Genomic DNA, 24323 nt, shown 5'->3' with positions numbered 1-24323 from the left:
TTCCTCTATCAAACAACTGGGATGGAGTGAAACCGGGTGATGGAAAACGCTTCGAGCGGTGTTGACGAAGCGCCGGTGCAGACCATTTCGGCCAGCACCTCGCCGACCGCAGGACCGATCTGAAAGCCCGCCCCGGCAAAGCCGAAGGCGTGCAACAGACCAGGCTGGGTGGAACTGGGGCCGATCACCGGCTGGCGATCCGGCAAGTAGCCTTCGGTGCCGCTCCAGGTTCGGATGGCCTGGGCACCTTCGAGAAACGGGTAGAGCTCGACGGCCTGACGCAGAATCTCCAGTACCGCGCTTTGTCCTGGCCGCGCCCGTGCGGTGTCGAGCGCAAAGCCTTGGCCGCCACCGAGTACGCAGTTACCCCGGGCAACTTGTCGGGCGTAAATGCCGCCGCCTTCGACCCCGGTGCTGACGTCCATCACCATTGGTAGCGGTTCGGTGACCAACATTGCCGGGTGGCCGGAATGCATTGGCACTGGCTCGCCGAACTGCGCCGCGAGGCTGTCGGCCCAAGCTCCGGCGCAATTGAGCAGCCAGGGTGCGCGGACTTTTAACCCGCCTGCAGTCCGGACCTCAAACCGTTGTCCGTCATGAGACACGTCAGTGACGGCACTCTGTTCATGAATCTGTGTGCCCAGTTGCCGTGCCGCACGGGCAAAGGCTGGCGATACCAGACGCGGATTGGCATGGCCGTCGTCCGGGCACAACGAGGCGCCCACCGCGACATCGCCGACCCAAGGGAAACGCGCGCGCAATTGCCCGCGATCGAGTACCTGCAACCCAAGGCCGAAGCCGCGGCTGTTGTCGGCGTAATCCTGCAAGGCGACCATGTCGCGAAAGCTTCTGGCCAGTTTGAGATGGCCGCTGCGCTGATACTCGCCATCGATTCCGATCAACTCCGGTAGCCTGGCCCAGATTTCATGGGCCCGTTGCGACAGCGGCAATTGCGAGAGCGGGCGGCCCTGACGGCGTACGCCGCCGTAATTCACGCCACTGGAATGGGAGCCGCAGAAATCCCGTTCCAGCAGCACCACGCTACGCCCGGAGCGACAAAGCGCCAGGGCTGCCGAGGTGCCGACGATACCGCCGCCAATAATCACCGCATCGACTTCGTTCATTGCTCTGCCTCCAGACCGAAAGGCAGCGGCTTGATCGGCGCCTGCGCGCGCAAGCGGCCGATGGCGTGCAACTCGCGACCGCTTTCCCGGGCGATGATTTCCGCCGCCGCCGCGCCGCACATCCGGCCCTGACAGCGGCCCATGCCAACCCGGCAATGGGCCTTGACCCGATTGATTTCCCAATGACCTTCGCGGACCACGCTGCGCAACTCACCGGCGCGCACCTCCTCGCAGCGGCAGACCATCAGCTCATCCGTGGCTCCCTTGGCCCAGTGTTCGGGAAACACGAAGGCCTGCTCCAGACCTTCGCGGAACCGGCCGATGCGTTTCAGGGATTTTTCCAGGTCGGCAGAGCGCTCCGGATCGATGGGGTAACCAATGTCTTCCAGTACCGCCAGGGCGGCCCGTTCGCCGGCCATTTCCGCTGCCTCGGCGCCCATGATTGCGGCACCGTCGCCGGCCAGGTAGACCTCGGCGATGCTGCTGCGTCCGCTGGCGTCGCGCTGCGGTAGCCAGGCGCGGTTCAACGGGTTCCAACTGAACTCGCAACCCAGCAGATCGGCGAGCTGGGTTTCGCTGCGCAGGCCATGGGCAAATGCCACGGCGTCACAGTCCAGACGCCGTTCACCCTGGGCGTTGCGCCAGGTCAGGGAGTGCACCCCTCGCTCACCGTCGATTCGTTCGAGGGTTGCACCTTGATGAACCGCAATGCCGTGAGCGGTCAGCCAGGATCGGTAATAGATGCCTTTGGCCAGGGTCGTCGGTTGCCCGAGCAAGCCGGGCAGGGCCCGAACCTGAGCGCTGAAGGGCGAACTGTCGAGTACCGCGAGCACTTTGGCGCCAGCCTTGGCGTACTGGTAGGCGACCAGGTACAACAAGGGTCCGCTGCCAGCGAACGCTACACGCTCACCAATGGCGCAGCCCTGGAACTTCAGCGCGATCTGCGCTGCACCAAGGCTGTAGACCCCGGGCAGCGTCCAGCCGGGCACCGGCAGAATGCGGTCGGTGGCGCCGGTGGCGACAATCACCCGGGAATATTCGATGTGTCCGGCGCGGCCCTGACGCAGAGTATCGAGGGCGCCGGCTTCGGCATTCCAGACCAGTGTGTCGGGGCGATAGTCGAGCTGTTCGCGCAGCCCGTCGAGGGTGTCATGCAGGGCGATCGCCTTGCGCGCTTCAAAGCCATAGAGCATGGCCGCCGAGCGTTTGAAGTTTTCCGGCTGACGCCGATAGATCTGCCCGCCGCCGCGTGTTGCCTCATCCAGCAGACAAGGACGCAGGCCATGGGCGACCAGGGTTTGCGCGGCACGAATGCCCGCCGGACCGGCACCGACGATGACCACAGCAGGCGTCTTCATGACCTGCGCCCCGGTTCACGGCTGACGCTTTGCCCGGCTTCGAGCAGCGTCGAGCAGGCGCGCACCCGGCGGCCGTCGCCCAAGCGAACCCAGCAATCCTGACAGGCGCCCATCAGGCAGAACCCGGCGCGGGGTTCGGCGCTGAAGTCGCTGCCGCGCAGGTGTTCGCCGCTCGTCAGGACGGCGGTCAGCAAGGTGTCGCCGAGCAAGCCGCTGGCCGGTTGGCCATCGAGGGTAAAGTTCAGGGCCGGGCGGTCGCCTTCGGCCAGTCGTTTCAGCAGAGCCATGGCAGCCTCATTGTTTACCCACCAGAACCCGATCCAGGCCGTAGACCCGGTCGAGCAGAATCATGGTCAGCGCGGTCAGCGTAATCACCAGTGCCGACACCGCCGCCATCATCGGATCGATGGATTCGGTGGCGTACACGTACATCCGTACCGGTAAGGTCTGGGTGGCCGGCGAGGTGACGAAGATCGACAGTGTGACCTCGTCGAAACTGTTGATGAACGCCAGCAGCCAACCGCCAGCGACGCCGGGCAGGATCATCGGCAGGGTGATCTGGCGAAACAGCGTGAAACGCCCGGCACCGAGGGACTCGGCGGCCTGTTCGGCGCTGCGGTCCAGGCCGATGGCCGCCGCCAGCACCAGACGCAGTACATAGGGGGTGATCACCAGCACGTGGGCGAAGATCAGCCAGCTGAAACTGCCATTGACCCCCATCAAGGCGAACAACCGCAGCAGCGCCACCCCCAGCACCAGGTGCGGAATGATGATCGGCGAGAGGAACAAACCGTTGAGAAAGTCCCGTCCCGGAAACTGATGACGGGTGATGGCCAGGGCGGCGGGTACCGCGATCAGCGTGGCCAGGCTCGCCGCCGAAAACGCCAGAATCAGGCTGTTGTAGAACGCGTCGACAAAGTCCGCGCGCTCGAACACCGCGCGGAACCAGCGCAGGGAAAAGTCCGTGGTCGGCAGGCTCAGGGTGTTTTCCGGGGTGAAGGCGACGAGGCAGACCACCGCCAGCGGCGCGAGCATGAACAGCACTACCAGGGCATGGAACAACAGGGCGAAAGGACCGTTTCTAGACATGTCGAATTATCCCAATGACTTCTTGTAGCGGCCTTCGATCATCCGGTTCCACGAGAGCATGATCGCCAGATTGATCAGCAGCAGCGTCATGGCAATCGCCGCGCCCATGGGCCAGTTGAGTTCCGAGAGGTACTGGTCATAGATCAGCGTGGCGACCATTTTCAGGCGCCGGCCGCCGAGTAGACCGGGGATGGCGAAGGAACTGGCCGATAAGCCGAAGACAATCAAGGTGCCGGACAGCACGCCGGGCATGATCTGCGGCAATACCACCAGACGCATGACCCTGGCGTGGCTGGCACCCAGCGAAAGAGCGGCCTGCTCGGCGGCGGGGTCAAGTTTCTGCAGCGAGGTCCAGACCGGAATGATCATGAACGGCAACATCACATGCACCAGTGCGATCACCACGGCGAACGGCGTGTAGAGCAGTTTCATCGGCGCGGCGCCGAGGGCTTGCAGGGTCTGGTTGACCAGCCCGTCGGCGCCCAGCAGCAAGCTCCAGCCGAAGGCCCGGACCACCACCGAAATCAGCAGCGGAGTGAGGATCAGAATAAGGAAAATCGAGCGCCAGGGCGTGCCCATCCGGCTGAGGATGTAGGCCTCGGGTACACCGATCAGCACGCAGAGCAGGGTGGTCAGGCCGCTGATCCAGAAGGTCCGCAAGAAGATCTCGTAGAAGTACGAGTCACTGAGCAGGCTGCTGTAGTGCTTGAGGGTGTAGGCGTCGTTTTTTATCCCGCTGCCGTAGTCGAAGACGTTGAACGACAGCACCAGGTTCAGACCCAGCGGCAGGATCAGCAAACCGAGGTACAAGGCCAGGGCCGGCGCGGACAGCAGATAGCCATGGCGCCCTTGTTTCATGGCCGCGAGCAGGATCATGCCGGCACCTCGTCGACGCTGAGCACCCGCAACAGTCCCGGCGACCAGTCCAGGCCGACCGCAGTGCCCTCGGCCAAGGGCGCCGAGCCATCGTTGCGCCGTACTACCGTGATCTCGCCGAGGGCGGTGTCAACGCGGTACAGCCACTGGCTGCCGAGGAAGAACCGGCTGAGGAGTTTGCCTTGCAAACGACCTTCACCTGCTGACAACACATCGATTTTTTCCGGGCGCAGGCTCAAGGTCAGTTCGCCCTGGCCACGACTGCCTCGAACCTGGGCGATACCGGCGCTGTCACGTTCGCCCGGCAGCAGATTGGCCTTGCCGACAAAACCGGAAATGAACTCGGTGCGCGGGTGTTCGTAGAGTTTGTAGGGCTCGTCGATCTGCGTGATGCGCCCGGCCTGCATCACCACCACGCGGTCGCTGATGGACAGCGCTTCGGCCTGATCGTGGGTGACCATCAGCGTAGTGATGCCGACTTCGCGCTGAATACGACGGATCTCGAACTGCATCTCCTCGCGCAGGTTGGCGTCGAGGTTGGACAGCGGTTCGTCGAGCAGCAATACCGGCGGCTCGATCACCAGCGCGCGGGCCAAGGCGACGCGCTGACGCTGGCCACCGGACAGCTCCCGTGGGTAGCGTTCGGCGTGCTGGGTCAGGCGCACCAGTTGCAGCACGGTGGCCACACGTTTTTGCACCTCGGCGCTCGGCACCTTGCGCATGCGCAGGCCGAAGGCGACGTTGTCCTGCACGCTCATGTGCGGGAACAGCGCGTAACTCTGGAACACTACGCCCAGGCCGCGGCTGCTGGGTTTGGCGTGGGTGATGTCGCGACCGTCGAGCAGGATCCGCCCGCGGGTGACTTCGACGAAGCCGGCGATCATTTGCAGGGTAGTGGTCTTGCCGCAACCGGAGGGACCGAGCAGCGAGACGAATTCGCCTTTTTCCACCGAGAGATGTGTGGCGACGACCGCATCGATCTCGCCATAGCGTTTGCATAGTCCTTCAAGTTGCACAAAGGCCATAACTGCGTTCCACCTGTGATTGTTATGCGCACCGAGGCGCGCTTTTTGTAATGGGCAGATACGAAAAGAGGTCAGTGGCCTGTACGGCTAACAGAACTAGCCACACAGCCCACCAGGTGCGTTGGCGCTCGATTTGAGTCGGCTGCCGCTGTTGTTCGAATCGCCCCTGTATGGACGCAGATTAGGACGAAGACTAGGATGGGCTCAATGGCCTATTTCACTGAAAGAACGACTATTTTCAATTTAATTCAGTGAGTAAATTTATCGTCGAGAAAAATCGTTATGAATTCCACTGAACGGAACGAAAATAAAAATGAAGTCGGTGTAGGTGCGGTCTCAAGACTGTTCGCCGTGCTCCGCAGCCTGGGTGACACTGCGCAGGGTGGTGAGCGGGTCACGCAATTGGCCCAGCGTATCGGCCTGTCGCAGCCGACCACCCACCGTTTACTGCGCAGCCTGATGGAGGAGGGCATGGTCGAGCAGGACGCACGCAGCAAACGCTATCGCCTGAGCCTGGAGTTCTTCGCCCTGGCGGCCCGCGCCGGGAACACCGGCAATCTGCGTGAACTGGTGCGCCCGGCGCTGTTGCGGCTGTCGGCGTCGTTGGGCGACTCGCTATTTTTGCTGGCGCGCAGCGGGTTCGACGCGATCTGTCTGGACCGCAGCGAAGGGCCATTTCCGATCCGGACCTTTACCGGGGATATCGGCGGAAGGGTGGCGCTGGGCGTAGGTCAGGGCAGCCTGGCGATCCTCGCCTTCCTGCCCGAAGACGAGCGCGAAACGGTGATCCGCTACAACCTGCCGCGCCTCAAGGACTTCCATCTGTATGACGAGGTGTTTTTACGCTCGGAAGTCGAGAATGTCCGCAGCCTCGGGTATGCCGGGCGCAACACCGGCGTACTGCAGGGCATGGCCGGAGTCGCGGTGCCGATTCTCGACCGTGAAGGCCGGGCAGTGGCGGCCTTGAGCGTGGCGACCATCAGTGATCGACTGGGGCCGGACCGCCTGCCTACAGTGGTGGAAATGCTCAAGCGCGAAGCCGCCGCGATCGGCCCGCGGATCAACCCGTTCGACCCGCTGCTGCGCCGGCCTTCGCAGGTATTTGGACAGGTGGAGTGAGGGAGGCTGGTGTCCGTCAATGAAGCATTGGGTGCCCCAAAAGATCGCGGCTTTAAAACCTTATCGTCTGCTGCAACATCTGCGCGACCGATGAATCCGCCGGGCTGACCATCGCGTAGTTGTATCCGGCACCTGACCAATACTCGGCCTGCAACTCGCCGTCCCGTCGACTGCCTCGCGGCAGCAGGTTGTTTTTCGGTCCCGGTGGGCGAATGTAGAAGCTGACCTTCCGCCCATTCTGATCCTCATATAGCACCATCGCCGCTGGCCCTTGTTCGGTGCTTAACAAGCGTCCGCTGACCGCTTTGAATCCGGCGTTCTGCAGGTCGGGCATACGGTTGGCCTGGGTGAAATAGCGGTCTAGCCAGGATTGCATGTCACCGTTGCTCTGCACTTTAAAATCGGCTGGAAGGATGCCTTGCTGGGCAAACATCCGGTACGCCTGCATGGCGTCAGTCATCGGCGGTGGTGCGCCGACCATGGTCATTTCCCGTGCTTGCCAGCCGCTCAACCCACCCACACTGACGGCGATCAACAGCACGGCGGCGCTGGTCAGATTGCGTCGCGACTGACGCTTGAGGCGCTGGCGAATAACGGCCGGGTCGAGCCCCGGGTTGGCCGGTTGCTGCAAGGCGCCGCTCAATGCCGCGCGCAATTGTTGTGCATCCTGCTGCCAGGCTTCGACTTGCGCCGCGACTTCAGGCTGAGCCGCCAGATAAGTCTCGACCAGGCGCCGATCGGCATCGCTGAGCTGATGGTCGACGTAGGCGTGCAGGTCGCTGACGCTTGGGGGCATGCTGATCATTTGAGTATCCGCAGAGAAGGGCTGGTGATTTCGCCGTCGCTGAACTGGCGCAAGGCCTGGCGGGCGCGGGACAGGCGAGACATCACGGTGCCGGTGGGAACGTCGAGAATCTCGGCGACTTCCTTGTAACTCAAGCCTTCCACCGAGACCCATAGCAGCAGCGCGCGCTGCTCGGCGGTCAGTTGATCGAACGCCTGGAGGGTCGACTGGGCGATCACCGTGCGTTCGACCGAGGGCTGTGCATCATCGTGGCCGGTGAAGAATTCCAGCATCCGCGCATAGCGCCGCGAGCGCCGATGGGCGTCGAGAAACTGCCGATAGAGAATCGAGAACAGCCAGGCACGCAGATCGCCCTCGGGACGTTTATCGGCCCAACTCGACAGCGCCCGCTCAAGGCACGATTGCAGCAGATCGTCAGCGCTGCTCGGGTTATGGGTCAACGACACGGCAAACCGCCGAAGCCTTGGGATGAGTTCGCGTAACTGTTCGTCGAGATCGTTCATGAAATGCTGGCTAGTCACTACGCTTGGGACTAGGAAGACGCCCGGCATTGAAGGGTATTCCACGCCTGTAAAAATAAATACCGAGCGATGGAATAAACCTTTCCGGGCTTCGTCTGATTGATCCTTCTCACCTGCGGCCCACGGCCCTGGAGTTTTTCATGGTTGATCGCTCACCGCCGCCTGCGCGGCCAATCAGGCCTGGGCTGAGTGCCATGAGCCTGACCGTACGCCTGGCGGGTATTGCCGTGGTGGTCGCGGCGATTGCCGGGGCGTTTGCCTATGTTCACGGTACCTTCGACCCACAGCGTCTGACGCCAAACGCGCTGGTCGATGTGCTGGAAAAAAACAATGGGGCGCATCCGGGGTTCCGGCGCAATCACGCCAAAGGCGTGTGCGTGGCCGGTTACTTCGAGAGCAGCAGCCAGGCCCGTGAATTTTCCAGCGCACAGGTGTTCAGCGAGGCGCGTACGCCAGTGGTGGGGCGGTTCGCGTTGCCCGGCGGCAATCCTTATGCGCCGGACAGTAGCGTACCGATCCGCAGCCTGGCGCTGCGTTTCACTCAGGCCAATGGTCAACAGTGGCGCACGGGTATGAACAGCATGCCGGTGTTCCCGGTGGGCACGCCCGAAGCCTTCTATCAACTGCAACAGGCCAGTTCTCCGGACCCGGCCACCGGCAAGCCGAATCCTGCGGGCCCTGCGGCGTTCTTTGCCGCGCATCCGGAAACCGCGCCGTTCCTGCAGTGGGTCAAGACCGCTAAACCGTCGGCCAGCTATGCCACCGAAACCTACAACAGTATCAACGCGTTTTATCTGGTGAATGCTGCCGGTCAGCGTCAGGCCGTGCGTTGGGGCGTGGTACCGCTGAGTCAGGATGCGGCGGGAGCCAGCGCACCTGAAGGCGGTGATTTTCTAGAGAAAGATCTGGTCCAGCGACTGGCCGCCGGACCGTTGCGTTGGCAGCTGAACATCACCCTGGCCAATCCCGGTGATCCCGCCAATGACGCCAGCAAAGCCTGGCCTAACGATAGAAAAGTACTGAATGCCGGCACGCTGGTGCTTGAGAGCACCCAGCCGCAAAGCAACGGCGAGTGCCGCGACATCAACTACGACCCGCTGATTTTGCCGAGTGGCATCGAAGGTTCCGACGACCCATTGCTGGCCGCCCGCTCTGCGGCGTACGCCAAGTCCTATCTGCGTCGCACCAGTGAAGTCAGCCAATTGCCCGCCGCTACACAGGAGTCGCACCGATGAGCGCCCAACCGAATCATTTCGCTCCCCTGGCGCGGCTGCTGCACTGGCTGATGGCGCTGATGGTCATCGCCATGCTGTTTATCGGCGCGGGCATGGTGGCCTCGGTGTCCGAGCGTCACGAATGGCTGATCCATATCCACAAACCTTTGGGTGTGGCGATTCTGCTGCTGGTCATCGTGCGTCTGGCCGTGCGCTTCTCGACCCGGCAACCACCGCTGCCGGCTGACCTGCCAGGATGGCAGGCGCTGGCGGCCAAGGCGTCCCATGTGTTGCTGTACGCCTTGATGCTGATACTGCCGCTGTTAGGCTGGACGATGATCTCGGCGGCCGGTGATCCGGTGATGCTTAGCAGTTCGCTGCAACTGCCGTCGATAGTGCCGGCCAATGCGCAGACCTTTGCTTTCCTGCGCAAAGCCCACGGTTATCTGGCGTACCTGCTGTTCTTGACCGTGCTGCTGCATCTGGCGGCGGCGCTGTTCCATGGTTGGGTGCGTCGTGATGGGGTATTGCAGAGCATGTTATTCGGCAAGGATCACAGCTGAACCCTGATGCGAGCAGGCTACGCCAGCTGCTACGTAGGTCTGCTGTTCCTCGCATCAGGTCTCTGCGGCGCATTGTTGGAACACGCCGCCTTTGAGGGTCAACAGCCAATACCCCAAGGCCACGGCGTTGATCCCTGCACCCAGCAGGCAAACACCGATCCAGCCTGACCAGGCATAGATTGCTGTTGAGCTGATCGAACCCAACGCGCTACCGATCGAATAGAACAGCATGTAGCCCGCGGCCAACCGGCTTTGGGCCTCGGGGCGCACGCTGTAGATCATGCTCTGGCTGGTGACATGTACCGCTTGCAAGCCCAGGTCGAACGTAATCACACCGAGCAACAGTGCCCACAATGATGACTGAGTGAAGGCGATGGCCAGCCAGGAGACCAGCATCAGCGAAAGTGCCAGGCCGCTGGTCCATTGGGCCAGACCGCGGTCTGCCAGATGTCCGGCGCGTGCTGCGCCGAGCGCGCCAAAGGCACCGGCGAGGCCGAACAAGCCGATCTCGGTGTGTGACAGCGACAGCGGTGGTGCGCTCAGGGGCAGGACCATGGGGGTCCACAGCACCGTGCCCGCAGCGAAAATCAGCATGGCGATGACCGCTCGATCACGCAGGATTTTCTCTTCCTTGAACAGGGTAAATACCGAGCCAATCAACTGAACATAGGAACTGGCTGGCTTCGCGTGTTCGCTCCCCGGAAGCACACGAAACAGCAACAGGGCCATCAGTAATGTCAGTCCCGCTGAAAGCAGATAGACCGAACGCCAACCAGCAAGGTCGGCCATGCTCCCCGCTACCGTGCGCGCCAGCAGGATGCCGATAACGATGCCGCTGGTGACTACGCCCACCACCCGGCCACGTTCAGTCGGCAGCGCCAGGGTCGCCGCATAGGCCACCAGCACTTGAGTCACCACCGCCAACAGGCCGGTCAGCGCCATGCCGATCAGCAGCCAGAGACTGTTCGGTGCGAGGGCGATCATTACCAGTGCGAGTGTCGACAGTAGCGTCTGACCGACAATCAAACGCCTGCGGTTGAGCAAGTCTCCCAGGGGTACCAACAGCAGCAAGCCCAACCCGTAACCGACCTGGGTCAGGGTCACGACGATGCCAATGGTTGCCGGGTCCATGGCGAAGGCCTGAGCCATGGCATCAAGCAAAGGCTGCGCGTAATAGACATTGCCGACCGCTAGCCCGCAGGCAACGGCGAACAGCAACACCACGCCACTGTTCAGGCGTGGCTGCGTAGAAGGGTGACGGATCGGTGATTCAAGCGCCATGCCTGACTCCTGGAAAGTAGTTTCGTAATAAAACCAGTTGTACGGTAGTGAGGCTGGTTTTATATTGCAACCACTTTCCTGTTCTTCGATCTGCGAGTTCAACCATGGTCCAACGCACAAGTCTTGCGGGCGCCGAGTGCCCGGTCGCCCGCTCACTGGACGCCATTGGCGACTGGTGGTCGTTACTGATCATTCGTGATGCCTTCGATGGCATTCGCCGCTTCGGAGAGTTCCAGCGCAGCCTCGGCATGGCCAGGAACATCCTCTCGGCGCGCTTGCGTACGCTCGTGGCCCACGGGATTTTCGAAGTGGTACCGGCATCCGACGGCAGTGCTTATCAGGAGTACGTGCTGACGGAGAAGGGCAAAGGCCTGTTCAACCTGATCATCGGTTTGCGGCAGTGGGGCGAGGCGTTTTTCTATGAGGCGGGGGAGCCGCATTCGCTAATGGTCGACCGAGAGAATGGGCAACCGGTGCGGCGCCTGGAGTTGCGCGCTGAAGATGGGCGGTTGTTGGGGCCTGAGGATTGTCGGCGGGTGGCGGTGGAGTGAGTGGACTGCGAGCCCTCTGTTGATGGCATGCAGTCCAAAAGCAGGCTTAGCGCAATATTTCGACCATATCCGCAATCGTACTCAATACATCCTTACCCAAGTCCATCGAACGCTTGCCCGACCAACCGGTCAGCGCATTCGGCGCATCATTGTTGTCCTTGAACGGCATTTCCAGGGTCAACGACAGGCAATCGAATTTCTCGCCGACGCTGTTGCAGGCCAGAGTCATATTGGCTTTGCCCGGTTTGTCACGGGCGTAACCGTGGGTGGTCTGAAAATCGCGGGTCAGGTGTTTCAGGTGGCTGCGGAAATGGCTTTCGAGATTCTCGATCCGTGGCGTGTAGCCAGGATTGCCTTCGCAGCCGGCGGTAAAGACATAGGGGATTTCTTCGTCGCCGTGGATATCGAGGAACAGGTCGACACCGTACTTTTCCATTTGCTGCTGAACGAAGAACACTTCAGGGCTGATTTCCTGGCTCGCACTCTGCCAGGCGCGATTGAGGTCCTGGCCCATGGCGTTGGTCCGCAGATGGCCATGGAAAGCGCCATCCGGGTTCATGTTGGGCACCAGATAGAGGTCGGCGCTGGCCAGGAGTTTTTTCATCGCGCGATCTTCACGCAACTGCAGGCGCTCGATCACGCCTTCCATGAACCACTCGGCCATATGTTCGCCGGGGTGCTGTTGAGCGATGATCCAGACCTTGCGTTGACCTTCGGCACCGGAGCCCTTGCGCAACAGCTGAATGTCGCGGCCTTCGACGCTTTTGCCGGTAGCAAGCAGTTCGGTGCCGGCCTTGGTCAGCGCCTGCTCGATCAACCAGTCGTGGCGTCCACGGCTATAGGGCTCGAAATACGCGAACCAGGCATGCGTTGCGCTGGCTTCGAGGCTGAAGCGCAAGGTGTCGCCCTCGAAAATCGTCGGCACACGAAACCAGTTGACGTGATCGTAGGAGGCGACGGCCTGGTAACCGTCCCATGCTTTGTTATAGGACGATTTGCTCGCGTTGCTCAGACGGAACCAATGTTCCTGACCCACATGCAGGCCGCTGGCTTTGAAGTGGAACCATTGGAAGTGCGGGCTGCGAGTGTCTGGCTTGATAGCCAGCAGCACTTGCAGCGGATTGCTGGTGTCCAGCACCTGGATATTGCCGCTGTCGAAGTTGGCAGTAATTTGAAATGAGCCTTGAACCGCGGCCATAGTCTGGATACCTGGGTATGATTTTTATGACGGCTACTTTACACGCAAGGGGGGAGGAAACAGGGGGCAATTTCGGGAAAAAGAAGGGGGGGCGTCGTCCTTGACGCAGCAGCAGCTTAGTGACTGTGTGGTGGGTTCTCAAGTGTTAATTTTTGGCGGATTTTCCCGGCGTTGCCGGGGGAAGGCTCTCTTGCAAAGCGATATTCTTTTGATATCATCGCCGCCTTCGAACAGCGCAGTACCCAGACTTCATTAGCCTGAAGCCAAGCCAGAAAAACTGGCAAAAAAAGACCCGGCAAAAAGCCGGGTCAAAAACCGTGATTAGCCTGATGAGGAGATATTCCAGGAGTCCGACCTAAGGTCTCTTGGGCTATCGACTGATCTCGCGACCAGCTGCATGCAATAATAATCATTATCATTTGCAAGTCAAATGTTTTCCCTCGCCTTATTGGAAATCTTTTTCCTGTCCGCTCCAATACGCCTGCGCATTGAATCCATCACGTCGTCATTTCGTTGACCGTGCCGGCTACGCTATTCAATCGGCGAGGTTTCCATCCAGCGATCTGTCCACCATGGCTTTGGCCAAATCAATCATATGCACCACAGAGAACGCCAGATCGCGGTGTGTGCCACAGAGGTTTTCCGCGGATTCATAAGCGGTTGCCGCTGCGCAACGCAACAGGCCCGAGGCGTGGACCATGGCTTCTTCGCTGCTGATACCGCGTTTGACATCAAAGAGTTTTTCCTCGACTTCGGATTCTGAAACAGCTGGTTTCAAGTAATAGTCCAGGGCGCGCTGCGCTGCGGCGTTGCCCTTGAACGAGGTGAGGGCGACGTCTGTTTCCATTTCCGACGAGTCATTGCTGGGTTTGATCATGATTGCGGGTGCTCTAATGATGGGTCAAGTCAGTAGATCCAAGACTAGTACATAGTGTATTTGTGACGATAATTTAAATACTACAATATGTGTATTGAGAGCCCGAGTACACAAAGTATTGTTCCGGCCATGGATAAATGGATCGAATTGGTCAAGGCCAAAATGAGTGATCTGAAGATCACTCAAGAGAAACTCGCAGAGCGCCTCGGAATGTCCCAGGGCGGCGTCGGCCACTGGCTGAGCAAACGTCGCCAACCCAAGATTGAAGACATGAACCGTGTTCTTCAGGAGCTGGGGTTGGGGTTTCTGGAAGTGGCGCTGGTAATCAAGGAACCCTCAGTCTCGAATAATGAGGAGGGCGGGCACGAGGGCTACGAACTTTCACTGGCAGATAAGTACAACCCGTATTTCCGCTATCCGGTCAGTGATTGGCAAGGTGCGTGCGAAGCGCGCGAGACTGAGCCTGCGGGCTATTCCAGCGGGCGCTACGAGCTGTCCGATTATCATGCTCGGGGCGCGGCGTTCTGGCTGGTAGTGGTCGGGGACGCGATGACCGCCCCGAGCGGCATCAGTATTGCGCAAGATATGCTGATTCTGGTCGATCCGGCCGTTGAAGCGGTGCCAGGCAAACTGGTTATTGCTCGCTGGCCGGGCAGCGCTGAAGCGACCTTTCGCAAGTTGATCGAGGAGAGCGGACAACGTTATCTCGTCCCGCTCAACCCGACTTATCCGAAAACCCTCTACACCGATGAATGCCGAATCATCGGCGTGGTGATGCAAGCCACGATGAAGTTCTAGCCTGATCGGTCCTGCGCAACGCGTCGGACCGATCGCTTCACCGCGCTTACTCCTCCAATTCCACCAATGCACTGCCTTCGCTGACCATCTCGCCTTCCAGGCAATACAGCGCTTTGATCACTCCGGCATGGGGTGCGCGAATGCTGTGTTCCATCTTCATGGCCTCCAGTACCACCAATTGCGCGCCGGCTTCGACGGTTTGGCCGACCTCCACCAGCACTCGCACGATACTGCCGTTCATCGGTGCTGTGAGGCCTGCGTGATGGCTGTGGCTGGCCTCGACCTCGACAATCGGATCGTAAGGCTTGATGCTGCGCAGATCGCCTTCCCAGTGCAGATAGAGCGTATCGCTGTGGCGTATTGCCCGATGTTGGCGACGCAGGCCGTCGCGCTCGATCAGTAACTGCTCGCCCGAAAGCTCGGCAGAGCGAGTGCCGGCAATGTCCAGGGTGACCGCTTTGTCCTGCCCCTCACAAGTCAAATGCAGGGTGGTTTGTGCCGGCAACCCGAAACGCAAACCGCTGGCAATCGCCCACGGCGAACTGCGGTCATCTTCACGCACGGTGTCCGGCAGGCTTTGAGCAAAGGCTTGAGCCGCGGCTTGCCAGAACTCATCGTTCAGCTCGTTCGGTGCGGGCAGCAGTTGTTCCTGATAGCGCGGAATAAACCCGGTATCGAGTTCCGCCGCCGCGAAGGCCGGGTGGCCGACGATACGTCGCAGGAAGCTGATGTTGGTTTTCAGCCCGCCGATGGCGAACTCATCGAGCATGCTCAGTAACCTTAAACGCGCCTGCTCACGGTTCTCGCCCCAGGCGATCAGCTTGCCGAGCATCGGGTCGTAAAACGGCGAAACAATGTCACCTTCTTCCACGCCGCTGTCGACGCGACGTCCCGGGCCTGCTGCCGATTCGCGATACAGATCAAGACGGCCAGTGGCCGGCAAAAAATCATTGCCCGGATCTTCGGCATACAACCGCACTTCGATGGCGTGGCCCCGTAACGGGACCTGTTCCTGAGTCATTGGCAGCGCTTCGCCTTGAGCGACGCGAATCTGCCAGGCCACCAGGTCGAGGCCAGTAATGGCTTCGGTGACCGGATGCTCGACCTGCAAGCGCGTGTTCATCTCCATGAAGAAGAACTCGCCGCGCGAATCCAGCAAAAATTCCACGGTGCCCGCGCCGACATAACCAATCGCCTGAGCCGCGCGCACGGCAGACTCACCCATGGCCTGGCGCAGTTCGGGACTCAGACCCGGCGCCGGCGCTTCCTCGACGACTTTCTGGTGGCGGCGCTGGATCGAGCAGTCGCGTTCGTTGAGGTACAGGCAGTTGCCATGCTGATCGGCGAACACCTGGATTTCCACATGGCGAGGCTTGAGCAGGTATTTCTCCACCAGCATCTGCGAATTGCCGAACGAGGATTGCGCTTCACGCTGAGCCGAGGCCAGGGCTTCGGCCAGCTGGCTGACATCCTCGACCACTTTCATGCCTTTACCGCCGCCACCGGCCGTGGCCTTGAGCAGCACTGGATAGCCGATGCGCTCGCAGGCGTCACGGAAGGTTTCCAGATCCTGGGCTTCGCCGTGGTAACCGGGTACCAACGGCACGCCAGCGGCTTCCATCAGGGCCTTGGCGGCGGACTTGCTGCCCATGGCGTCGATGGCCGACGCGGGCGGGCCGAGGAAGATCAAACCCGCGGCTTCGATGGCGCGGGCGAACCCGGCGTTTTCCGAGAGGAAACCGTAACCGGGGTGAATGGCCTGGGCGCCGCTGGCGTTGGCAGCGGCGATCAGTTTGTCGATCTGCAGGTAGCTGTCAGCGGCTTTGCTGCCGCCCAGGTCGACGCGGATATCGGCTTCGCGACTGTGCCGTGCATCGCGGTCGGTGGCGCTGTGCACCGCAACGGTGGTCAGGCCCAGGGCCTTGGCGGTGCGCATCACGCGGCAGGCGATTTCGCCGCGGTTGGCCACCAGCAGGGTGGTAAGAAGAGGGGCGCTCATCAACGCGGCTCCTTGGTGGTCGTGTCGGGCTGCCAGCTTGGCGGACGTTTTTGCAGGAAGGCGCGCAGGCCTTCCTGACCTTCGGGGCTGACGCGGATCCGCGCAATGGCGTTTTCGGTGTAGCGACGCAGTGCCGGGGTCAGAGCACCGTGGCCGACTTCGCGCAGCAAGTCTTTGCTGGCGCGCATGGCGCAGGGGCTATTGAGCAGCAGGTTGTTGACCCAGAGCTCGACCTGTTGCTCAAGCTCGGCGGCCGGATAGCTTTCGGCAAGCAAGCCTATTTCCCGTGCCCGTTGCCCACCGAAACGTTCGGCGGTCAGGGCATAGCGCCGCGCCGCGCGCTCGCCGATGGCCTGGACCACGAACGGACTGATCACCGCCGGCGCCAGGCCGATGCGCACTTCCGAGAGACAGAACTGCGCATCGTCAGTACCGATAGCCATGTCGCAGCAACTGATCAAGCCGAGCGCACCGCCAAAGGCCGCGCCTTGCACTACCGCCAGGGTCGGGATCTTCAGCTTGGCCAGGTTGTACATCAGCTCTGCGAGCTCGCGGGCGTCGTCGAGGTTGGTGTGATAGTCGAGTTCGGCCGACTGCTGCATCCAGGCCAGATCGGCGCCGGCGCTGAAATGCTTGCCGCGCCCGCGCACCAGCAGAAAACGCAGGCTCGTGTCACTCTGGACCTGATCCAGGGCGATGATCAGTTCGCGGATCATCTCGGCGTTGAAGGCGTTGTTCTTTTGTTCGCGGCTGAGCCACAACGTGGCGAAACCACGGGAGTCGGTCAGCAGTTCGAGGGTGTTGAAGTCGTTCATGTTTTTTCGCTCCAAGTCACATGCGGAACACACCGAAGCGGCTCGGTTCGATAGGGGCATTCAACGAGGCCGACAAGGCCAGGGCCAAGACATCGCGGGTCTGCGCCGGGTCGATGACGCCGTCGTCCCACAACCGTGCACTGGAGTAGTAGGGATGGCCTTGCCGTTCGTACTGGTCGAGGATCGGTTGCTTGATCTCGGCTTCCTGAGCGTCGGAGAAGGGATGACCGCCGCGTTCCGCCTGTTCACGCTTGACCTGCACCAGTACGCCGGCGGCCTGTTCTGCCCCCATCACGCCAATTCGTGCATTGGGCCACATCCACAAAAAGCGTGGATCGTAGGCGCGGCCACACATGCCGTAGTTACCGGCACCGAAGCTGCCGCCGATGATCACGGTGAACTTCGGCACCTTGGCGCAGGCCACAGCGGTCACCAGTTTTGCGCCGTGCTTGGCGATGCCACCGGCCTCGTATTTCTGACCGACCATGAAGCCGGTGATGTTCTGCAGAAACAGCAGGGGAATGCCGCGCTGACAGGCCAGTTCGATGAAGTGCGCACCTTTCTGCGCGGCTTCGGCGAAGAGGATGCCGTTGTTGGCGAGAATCGCAATCGGATAGCCGTGCAGATGGGCAAAACCGCAGACCAGCGTGGTACCGAACAGCGCTTTGAATTCATCGAACACCGAGCCGTCTACCAGCCGGGCGATGACTTCACGCACATCGAACGGTTGCTTGGCGTCGGCCGGCACTACGCCGTACAGCTCATCGCTGGCGAACAGCGGGGCAATCGGTGCGCGCTGTTGTAGCTCACCGAGCTTGCGCCAGTTGAGGTTGGCGACGCTGCGTCGAGCGAGTGCCAGCGCGTGTTCATCGCTGTCGGCGTAATGGTCGGCGACACCGGAAATCTTGCAGTGCACATCGGCCCCGCCGAGGTCTTCGGCGCTGACCACTTCACCGGTGGCCGCTTTCACCAGCGGTGGGCCAGCGAGGAAGATGGTGGCCTGCTGGCGGACCATGATCGCTTCGTCGGCCATGGCCGGCACGTAGGCGCCACCGGCGGTGCAGGAGCCCATGACGACGGCGATCTGCGGAATGCCCATGGCGCTCATGTTGGCCTGGTTGAAGAAGATTCGGCCGAAGTGCTCGCGGTCCGGGAACACTTCATCCTGACGCGGCAGGTTGGCGCCGCCGGAGTCCACCAGATAGATGCACGGCAGGCGGTTCTGCTGGGCGATGGTTTGCGCGCGCAGGTGTTTTTTTACGGTCAACGGGTAGTAGGAACCACCTTTTACCGTGGCGTCGTTGGCGACAATCATGCATTCGACGCCTTCGACCCGGCCGATCCCGGCAATCACTCCGGCCGCCGGAACATCTTCGCCGTACACCCCATAGGCCGCCAATTGGCTGATTTCCAGAAACGCTGAACCCGGATCGAGCAGGCGATTGATTCGCTCGCGCGGCAGCAGTTTGCCCCGCGAGGTGTGGCGCTCCTGCGCCTTGAGGCCGCCGCCTTGCTGGACCTGGGCGAGCAGGGTGTGCAGCGCGTCGACCTGTTCGAGCATGGCCGCGCTATTGGTCGCGAACTCCGCCGACCGCGGGTTGAGCTGGGTATGCAGGATAGCCATGGACAGCTCCGTTTAGCGGGTTTCGTTGAACAGTTCACGACCGATCAGCATGCGACGGATCTCACTGGTGCCGGCACCGATTTCATACAGCTTGGCGTCGCGCAGCAGACGGCCTGCCGGGAATTCGTTGATGTAGCCGTTACCACCGAGGATCTGGATCGCGTCGAGGGCCATTCGGGTCGCGCATTCGGCGCTGTAGAGGATCACCCCGGCGGCGTCCTTGCGGGCGGTTTCGCCACGCTCACAGGCTTGGGCCACGGCATAGAGATAGGCTCGGCTGGCGTTGAGTTGGGTATACATGTCGGCGACTTTGCCCTGGATCAGCTGGAACTCACCGATGCTCTGGCCGAACTGTTTGCGGTCATGGATGTAGGGCACCACCAGGTCCATACAGGCTTGCATGATCCCGGTCGGGCCACCGGAGAGCACCACGCGCTCGTAATCGAGGCCACTCATCAGGACTTTGACGCCGCCGTTGAGGGCGCCCAGCAGGTTCTCTTCCGGGACTTCGACGTCGTCGAAGAACAGCTCGCAGGTGTTCGAACCGCGCATGCCGAGTTTGTCGAACTTGTTGCTGCGGCTGAAGCCTTTCCAGTCACGCTCGACGATGAAGGCGCTGATGCCGTGGGGGCCTTTTTCCAGGTCGGTCTTGGCGTAGATCACATAGGTGTTGGCATCCGGGCCGTTGGTGATCCAGGTCTTGCTGCCGTTGAGGACAAAATGGTCGCCGCGTTTGTCGGCGCGCAATTTCATCGAAACCACGTCCGAGCCGGCATTCGGCTCACTCATGGCCAAGGCGCCGACGTGTTCGCCGCTGATCAGTTTCGGCAGGTATTTGGTTTTCTGTTCATGGTTGCCGTTACGGTTGATCTGATTGACGCACAGGTTGGAGTGCGCGCCGTAGGAGAGGGCGACCGAGGCCGAGCCGCGGCTGATTTCTTCCATGGCTACCACGTGGGCCAGGTAGCCCAGGCCGGCGCCGCCGTACTCTTCCGGCACGGTGATCCCGAGCAACCCCATGTCACCGAACTTGCGCCACAGGTCAGCGGGGAACAGGTTGTCGATGTCGATTTGTGCGGCGCGAGGCGCGATCTCTTTGGCGACGAAGGACTGAACCTGATCGCGCAGCATGTCGATGGTTTCGCCCAGGGCGAAGTTCAGGGTCGGGTAGTTCATGGGTCACCTTTGGTCTTTTTGTCAGGAGTGGAGAGCGCCTGATCAGCTCTCACCTTTACGTTAACGTAAGCCTGCGATGGGCGGCTGTCAATCACCCTTTACGTTAACGTCAACTTGAGCGAGAGTAGAGAGGCTTTCTGTAGGAGCGAGGCGGTCAGTAAGGGGATGTGTAGGAGCGAGCTTGCTCGCGATGGACTCAAGGGCGACGCGTTTATTCAGAAAACACGCGTTATCGTTAACGTCCATCGCGAGCAAGCTCGCTCCTACATGGCACTGGGGCAGGCCCGACTCCCACTACACACCCGCCAATAAAGACAATAGGGGTCGTTATGGATCAACCAGGTTCTTACCCAAATCAGAGCTACACCCGTGGCTCGCAGGACAAAGCCTTACTGGCGCAGACCATTGGTCAGGCGTTCGATAACACTGTAGCGCGGTATCCAGAAGGAGAAGCGTTGGTGGTTCGCCATCAGCAACTGCGCTACAGCTGGAAACAATTGGCCGAGGTTGTCGATCTGCATGCCAGAGCGTTCCTGGCGCTGGGTATGCAGGCTGGCGAGCGCCTCGGAATCTGGGCACCGAATTGCGCCCAGTGGTGTATCAGTCAATTCGCCAGCGCGAAGATCGGTGTGATTCTGGTCAATATCAACCCGGCCTACCGCAGTTCCGAGCTGGAATATGTGCTCAAGCAATCCGGCTGCCAATGGCTGATCTGTGCCGGGTCCTTCAAGACCTCTGATTACCACGCCATGCTGCAGAGCCTGGTCCCGGAAATGGCAGAACACTCCATCGGCCAGCTGCAGAGCGAACGCTTGCCGGACTTGCGCGGCGTCATCAGCCTTGATGCGCAGCCGCCATCGGGTTTCCTGCCGTGGTCACAGTTGTCTGCGTTGGGTGCCGGGGTGCAGACCGAACGATTGCATGCCCGGCAAAACAGCCTGCATTTCGATCAGGCGGTGAACATCCAGTACACCTCGGGCACCACCGGATTTCCCAAAGGCGCGACCCTCAGTCACTACAACATTCTCAACAACGGCTATATGGTCGGCGAAAGCCTCGGGCTGACTGCTGCGGATCGTCTGGTGATTCCGGTGCCGCTGTATCACTGCTTCGGTATGGTGATGGGCAACCTGGGGTGTGTGACCCATGGCAGTACCATGATCTACCCCGGTGATGCCTTCGATCCGTTACTGACCTTGACCACCGTCGCTGAAGAGCAGGCCACGGGGTTGTACGGCGTGCCCACCATGTTCATCGCCATGCTCGATCAACCACGGCGCGCCGAGTTCGATCTGTCGAGCCTGCGCACCGGGATCATGGCTGGAGCGACCTGTCCTATCGAGGTGATGCGCCGGGTCATCAGCGAAATGCACATGAGTGAAGTGCAGATCGCCTATGGCATGACTGAAACCAGTCCGGTGTCATTGCAGACAGGTCCTGCGGACGATCTTGAGTTACGTGTCACCACGGTCGGTCGAACCCAGCCGCAGCTGGAAAGCAAGATCATCGATGAGGCTGGCAACACGGTTGCGCGCGGTCAGGTGGGTGAGCTGTGCACCCGTGGTTACAGTGTGATGCTCGGTTACTGGAACAATCCGCAAGGCACTGCCGAGGCCATCGATCAGGCCGGCTGGATGCACACCGGTGATCTGGCGAGCATGAACGAGCAAGGCTACGTGTGCATCGCCGGGCGCAACAAAGACATGATCATTCGCGGCGGCGAAAACGTTTACCCCCGTGAGCTGGAAGAGTTCTTCTTCACTCACCCGGCGGTGGCTGATGTGCAGATCATCGGCATCCCGGATGCCAGGTATGGCGAAGAAATCGTGGCCTGGATCAAGCTCCATCCCGGCCACAGCGCCAGCGAACAGGAACTGCAAACCTGGTGCAAGGAACGCATCGCGCACTTCAAGACGCCGCGTTACTTCAAGTTCGTCGAAGAGTTTCCGATGACCGTGACCGGCAAGATTCAGAAGTTTCGGATGAGGGAGATCAGCATCGAGGAGCTGCGAGGCAACGCCGAGTAACGGTAGGAGCAAGGCTTGCCCGCGCTGAACGATGATGGGGAGGCCGTTGGATCGCGGTGTTCCCATCGCGGGCAAGCCTCGCTCCTGCAGGTCACTGGGGTGATTTCGTCAGAAGCCAGAAAGCACAAAGGGGAGCCGAAGCTCCCCTTTAATTTGTTGTTACGTGCTCTTTTTTTATTATTGAGGGGCGGTCTGTTGTTGTTTTTGGCAACCGTGGCCCTTTACCGCTGTTATTGTCGATCCCCATCCGGGATCAAGAGCAAACGTATTTTTTTGAGCGCTGATCTGCTTTTTCGCTGAGCGATCCAACCAGTTCGGGAGCTACCTGAAGGTAGTTTTATTGTTCTCTGCCCGGTTGCGGGTTACTTCGAAAAGCACCCTGAAAAGCACACCTTCTCCAAAAAAATCTGTTAGCTGCGTCTCTGCCGTGTTGTTTTTGTTATGCCAGAGTCGTTACGTCTTGTTTTTATTGGGGTTGCTGCAATTTTTTTATTCTTGTTATGCCATAGAGATAGCAGAAGCCATGCCAACTTTATAAAGTCCTTTAAAATCAATGGCTTGGTAGTTTTGTAAGAAAATCCAATCTGCCAGAACCCAGTCATCTGTTTCCGTGTTACTCGTTTTTGATACGGGCTAGAGCTGGCGGTAACACCCAGACACACCCGTCCCCCTCACACTGCGCTTCGGGCCTTGGCCACGCGAGAACCCGTAGGGCGTCCCAATACCGTGCAAATCTGCTGGCCGGCGAGGATCAGGCGATCCATGTCGATCCCGGTTGTGATCCCCAGCCCGTTGAGCAGGTACAGCACGTCTTCGGTGGCGACGTTACCGCTGGCGCCTTTTGCGTATGGGCAGCCACCCAGACCGGCGATGGAGCTGTCGAACACCGCGATGCCTTCCAAAAGGCTGGCGTAGATATTGGCCAGCGCCTGGCCGTAGGTGTCGTGGAAATGTCCGGCCAGTTTTTCCCGCGGCACCTGTGCGCCAACGACGTCGAACATTGTGCGCGTGGCGCCGGCGGTACCGGTGCCGATGGTGTCACCCAGAGAAACCTCATAGCAGCCCATGGCGTAAAGCTCGCGGGCCACGTAGGCGACTTGTTCGGGCGCCACATGACCTTCATATGGGCAACCCAAGACGCAGGAGACGTAACCGCGCACACTGACGCCGTGCTGTTTGGCGGCGTCCATGATGGGTACAAAACGCTCCAGGCTTTCGCTGATCGAGCAATTGATATTGCGTTGGGAAAACGCTTCGGACGCGGCGGCAAACACCGCGACTTCCTTGACCCCGGCCGCCAGCGCGTCTTCGAAACCGCGCAGGTTCGGTGCCAGCGCACCGTAGGTCACGCCCGGCTTGCGCTGGATCTGTGCGAAGACCTCGGCGGAACCGGCCATCTGCGGCACCCATTTGGGCGAAACGAAACTGCCGACTTCTATATAGCCAAGACCGGCGGCGGTCAGCGCGTCGACCAGTTGCACTTTGTCCGCCACGCTGATGGGTTGGGCTTCGTTTTGCAGACCGTCGCGAGGGCCAACTTCGATGAGGCGCACATGGGTTGGGAGAGACATAAGGAGGTCACCTGTTTTTTGTAATGTGATCGTTCCCACGCTCCGCGTGGTAACGCCGCCCTGGACGCTCCGCGTCCGCTGTTGGATGTGACGCAGAGCGTCACGGGATGCATTCCCACGCAGAGCGTGGGAACGATCATTGAATGGCTTTCTGATTCTCGATGGTTTGTTCCAGCGCCTGGGTACAGCGCTCTTCAGCCGTGTCCAGTTCCAGCTTCATCTGTTCGATATCGAGCATTTGCTGTTCAAGCTGTTCGCGACGTTCGGCGATTTTCGCCAGCATGCTGTGCAACTGTTTCTGGTTGCCGCTGGTGGGGTCGTAGAGTTCGATCAGCTCGCGGCATTCGGCCAGCGAAAAGCCAATGCGTTTGCCCCGCAGAATCAACTTCAGGCTGACTTTGTCGCGGGGCGAGTAGATACGTTCCTGGCCACGCCGCTCGGGGGCGAGCAGACCTTGCTCCTCATAGAAGCGAATGGCGCGGGTGGTGATGTCGAGCTCGCGGGCGAGGTCGGAAATGCTGTAAGTCTGGCTGCTCATGGAAGCGCTCAAGAAAGGTCCTGGCACTAAGCTAATGGCTGCTTGACGTATACGTCAAGCACCTGTCTCTTGTAGGAGCGAGCGGTGCGGCGATCCGACTTGCCCGCGATGAAAGCAACGCGGTGCAACAGAATGACCGCGTCATTGTTCTTCGCGGGCAAGTCGGATCCAGTC

General features: G+C 60.5%; 23 protein-coding genes. 6 read left to right on the top strand and 17 right to left on the bottom strand.

The window, feature by feature from the left end; translation table 11 throughout:
* Positions 1-8 precede the first annotated feature (8 nt).
* Genes AC07VR_RS29010 through AC07VR_RS28985 form a run of 6 tightly spaced genes read right to left on the bottom strand, consistent with a single transcriptional unit; the run spans position 9 to position 5472 of the window.
* Complete coding sequence (locus AC07VR_RS29010; RefSeq protein WP_494995623.1) at positions 9-1124, bottom strand: NAD(P)/FAD-dependent oxidoreductase; 1116 nt, start codon at positions 1122-1124, stop codon at positions 9-11.
* Complete coding sequence (locus tag AC07VR_RS29005) at positions 1121-2482, bottom strand: FAD/NAD(P)-dependent oxidoreductase (protein WP_495013316.1); 1362 nt, start codon at positions 2480-2482, stop codon at positions 1121-1123. Before AC07VR_RS29005 ends, AC07VR_RS29010 begins: the two co-directional genes overlap by 4 nt.
* Positions 2479-2769, bottom strand: coding sequence for a (2Fe-2S)-binding protein (locus AC07VR_RS29000; RefSeq protein ID WP_494995625.1), 291 nt, complete (start codon positions 2767-2769; stop codon positions 2479-2481). The genes AC07VR_RS29005 and AC07VR_RS29000 overlap by 4 nt, the downstream gene beginning before the upstream one ends.
* Before the next feature lie 7 nt (positions 2770-2776).
* Positions 2777-3571, bottom strand: a complete 795-nt coding sequence (locus AC07VR_RS28995; RefSeq protein ID WP_495013315.1) for an ABC transporter permease — start codon at positions 3569-3571, stop codon at positions 2777-2779.
* Between the two features lie 6 nt (positions 3572-3577).
* A complete protein-coding gene (locus AC07VR_RS28990) occupies positions 3578-4447 on the bottom strand; it encodes an ABC transporter permease (protein ID WP_495013314.1) in 870 nt (289 codons plus the stop codon).
* Entirely contained in the window at positions 4444-5472 is a 1029-nt protein-coding gene (locus tag AC07VR_RS28985; protein ID WP_495013313.1) for an ABC transporter ATP-binding protein, read from the bottom strand. The genes AC07VR_RS28990 and AC07VR_RS28985 overlap by 4 nt, the downstream gene beginning before the upstream one ends.
* 282 nt (positions 5473-5754) lie before the next feature.
* Here AC07VR_RS28985 and AC07VR_RS28980 point away from each other — a divergent pair, with 282 nt between their 5' ends.
* The gene (locus AC07VR_RS28980; RefSeq protein WP_494995629.1) at positions 5755-6591 is read left to right on the top strand and encodes an IclR family transcriptional regulator; all 837 of its coding nucleotides are present in this window, start codon (positions 5755-5757) and stop codon (positions 6589-6591) included.
* Between the two features lie 52 nt (positions 6592-6643).
* Here the strand turns inward: AC07VR_RS28980 and AC07VR_RS28975 are convergent, their stop codons facing one another.
* Positions 6644-7396 carry an anti-sigma factor family protein gene (locus AC07VR_RS28975; protein WP_495013312.1) on the bottom strand — a complete coding sequence of 251 codons (753 nt, stop codon included), beginning with the start codon at positions 7394-7396 and terminating at the stop codon, positions 6644-6646.
* Positions 7393-7899: an RNA polymerase sigma factor gene (locus AC07VR_RS28970; protein ID WP_495013311.1), complete on the bottom strand. Its 507-nt coding sequence runs from the start codon at positions 7897-7899 to the stop codon at positions 7393-7395. Before AC07VR_RS28970 ends, AC07VR_RS28975 begins: the two co-directional genes overlap by 4 nt.
* Before the next feature lie 158 nt (positions 7900-8057).
* Between AC07VR_RS28970 and AC07VR_RS28965 the strand changes: the two genes are divergently transcribed.
* Positions 8058-9152 (top strand): catalase family peroxidase, encoded by a 1095-nt coding sequence (locus tag AC07VR_RS28965; protein ID WP_495013310.1) that lies wholly within the window; start codon positions 8058-8060, stop codon positions 9150-9152.
* Positions 9149-9694 carry a cytochrome b gene (locus AC07VR_RS28960; RefSeq protein ID WP_494995633.1) on the top strand — a complete coding sequence of 182 codons (546 nt, stop codon included), beginning with the start codon at positions 9149-9151 and terminating at the stop codon, positions 9692-9694. The genes AC07VR_RS28965 and AC07VR_RS28960 overlap by 4 nt, the downstream gene beginning before the upstream one ends.
* 54 nt (positions 9695-9748) lie before the next feature.
* Here AC07VR_RS28960 and AC07VR_RS28955 read toward each other — a convergent pair whose 3' ends face one another.
* Complete coding sequence (locus tag AC07VR_RS28955; RefSeq protein WP_495013309.1) at positions 9749-10975, bottom strand: MFS transporter; 1227 nt, start codon at positions 10973-10975, stop codon at positions 9749-9751.
* Between the two features lie 104 nt (positions 10976-11079).
* Here AC07VR_RS28955 and AC07VR_RS28950 point away from each other — a divergent pair, with 104 nt between their 5' ends.
* The gene (locus AC07VR_RS28950) at positions 11080-11526 is read left to right on the top strand and encodes a winged helix-turn-helix transcriptional regulator (protein WP_495013308.1); all 447 of its coding nucleotides are present in this window, start codon (positions 11080-11082) and stop codon (positions 11524-11526) included.
* A 46-nt stretch (positions 11527-11572) separates the two neighbouring features.
* Here AC07VR_RS28950 and AC07VR_RS28945 read toward each other — a convergent pair whose 3' ends face one another.
* Both AC07VR_RS28945 and AC07VR_RS28940 read right to left on the bottom strand, forming a co-directional pair.
* A complete protein-coding gene (locus tag AC07VR_RS28945; protein ID WP_495013307.1) occupies positions 11573-12724 on the bottom strand; it encodes a M14 family metallopeptidase in 1152 nt (383 codons plus the stop codon).
* A 535-nt stretch (positions 12725-13259) separates the two neighbouring features.
* Positions 13260-13601 (bottom strand): DUF6124 family protein, encoded by a 342-nt coding sequence (locus tag AC07VR_RS28940; protein WP_495013306.1) that lies wholly within the window; start codon positions 13599-13601, stop codon positions 13260-13262.
* Positions 13602-13730: 129 nt separating this feature from the next.
* Between AC07VR_RS28940 and AC07VR_RS28935 the strand changes: the two genes are divergently transcribed.
* Positions 13731-14399 (top strand): LexA family protein, encoded by a 669-nt coding sequence (locus tag AC07VR_RS28935; RefSeq protein ID WP_495013305.1) that lies wholly within the window; start codon positions 13731-13733, stop codon positions 14397-14399.
* Between the two features lie 46 nt (positions 14400-14445).
* Here AC07VR_RS28935 and AC07VR_RS28930 read toward each other — a convergent pair whose 3' ends face one another.
* From AC07VR_RS28930 to AC07VR_RS28915, 4 genes are read right to left on the bottom strand one after another with little or no spacing between them, the layout of a single operon-like run.
* Entirely contained in the window at positions 14446-16398 is a 1953-nt protein-coding gene (locus AC07VR_RS28930) for an acetyl-CoA carboxylase biotin carboxylase subunit (RefSeq protein ID WP_495013304.1), read from the bottom strand.
* Positions 16398-17213 (bottom strand): gamma-carboxygeranoyl-CoA hydratase, encoded by an 816-nt coding sequence (locus AC07VR_RS28925; protein WP_495013303.1) that lies wholly within the window; start codon positions 17211-17213, stop codon positions 16398-16400. The genes AC07VR_RS28930 and AC07VR_RS28925 overlap by 1 nt, the downstream gene beginning before the upstream one ends.
* A gap of 16 nt (positions 17214-17229) precedes the next feature.
* Entirely contained in the window at positions 17230-18837 is a 1608-nt protein-coding gene (locus tag AC07VR_RS28920) for a carboxyl transferase domain-containing protein (protein WP_494995641.1), read from the bottom strand.
* Positions 18838-18849: 12 nt separating this feature from the next.
* Positions 18850-20013 carry an isovaleryl-CoA dehydrogenase gene (locus AC07VR_RS28915; RefSeq protein WP_495013302.1) on the bottom strand — a complete coding sequence of 388 codons (1164 nt, stop codon included), beginning with the start codon at positions 20011-20013 and terminating at the stop codon, positions 18850-18852.
* Between the two features lie 329 nt (positions 20014-20342).
* Here AC07VR_RS28915 and AC07VR_RS28910 point away from each other — a divergent pair, with 329 nt between their 5' ends.
* A complete protein-coding gene (locus AC07VR_RS28910) occupies positions 20343-22040 on the top strand; it encodes an AMP-binding protein (protein ID WP_495013301.1) in 1698 nt (565 codons plus the stop codon).
* 671 nt (positions 22041-22711) lie between these two features.
* Here the strand turns inward: AC07VR_RS28910 and AC07VR_RS28905 are convergent.
* Entirely contained in the window at positions 22712-23611 is a 900-nt protein-coding gene (locus tag AC07VR_RS28905; RefSeq protein ID WP_495013300.1) for a hydroxymethylglutaryl-CoA lyase, read from the bottom strand.
* Positions 23612-23747: 136 nt separating this feature from the next.
* The gene (locus AC07VR_RS28900; protein WP_494995745.1) at positions 23748-24149 is read right to left on the bottom strand and encodes a MerR family transcriptional regulator; all 402 of its coding nucleotides are present in this window, start codon (positions 24147-24149) and stop codon (positions 23748-23750) included.
* Positions 24150-24323: the final 174 nt, after the last annotated feature.

This window comes from Pseudomonas sp. GW821-FHT02H09, from assembly GCF_059421425.1.
The sequence above is the reverse complement of the archived record's forward strand: the minus strand, read 5'-3'. Positions and strand labels throughout refer to the sequence as shown.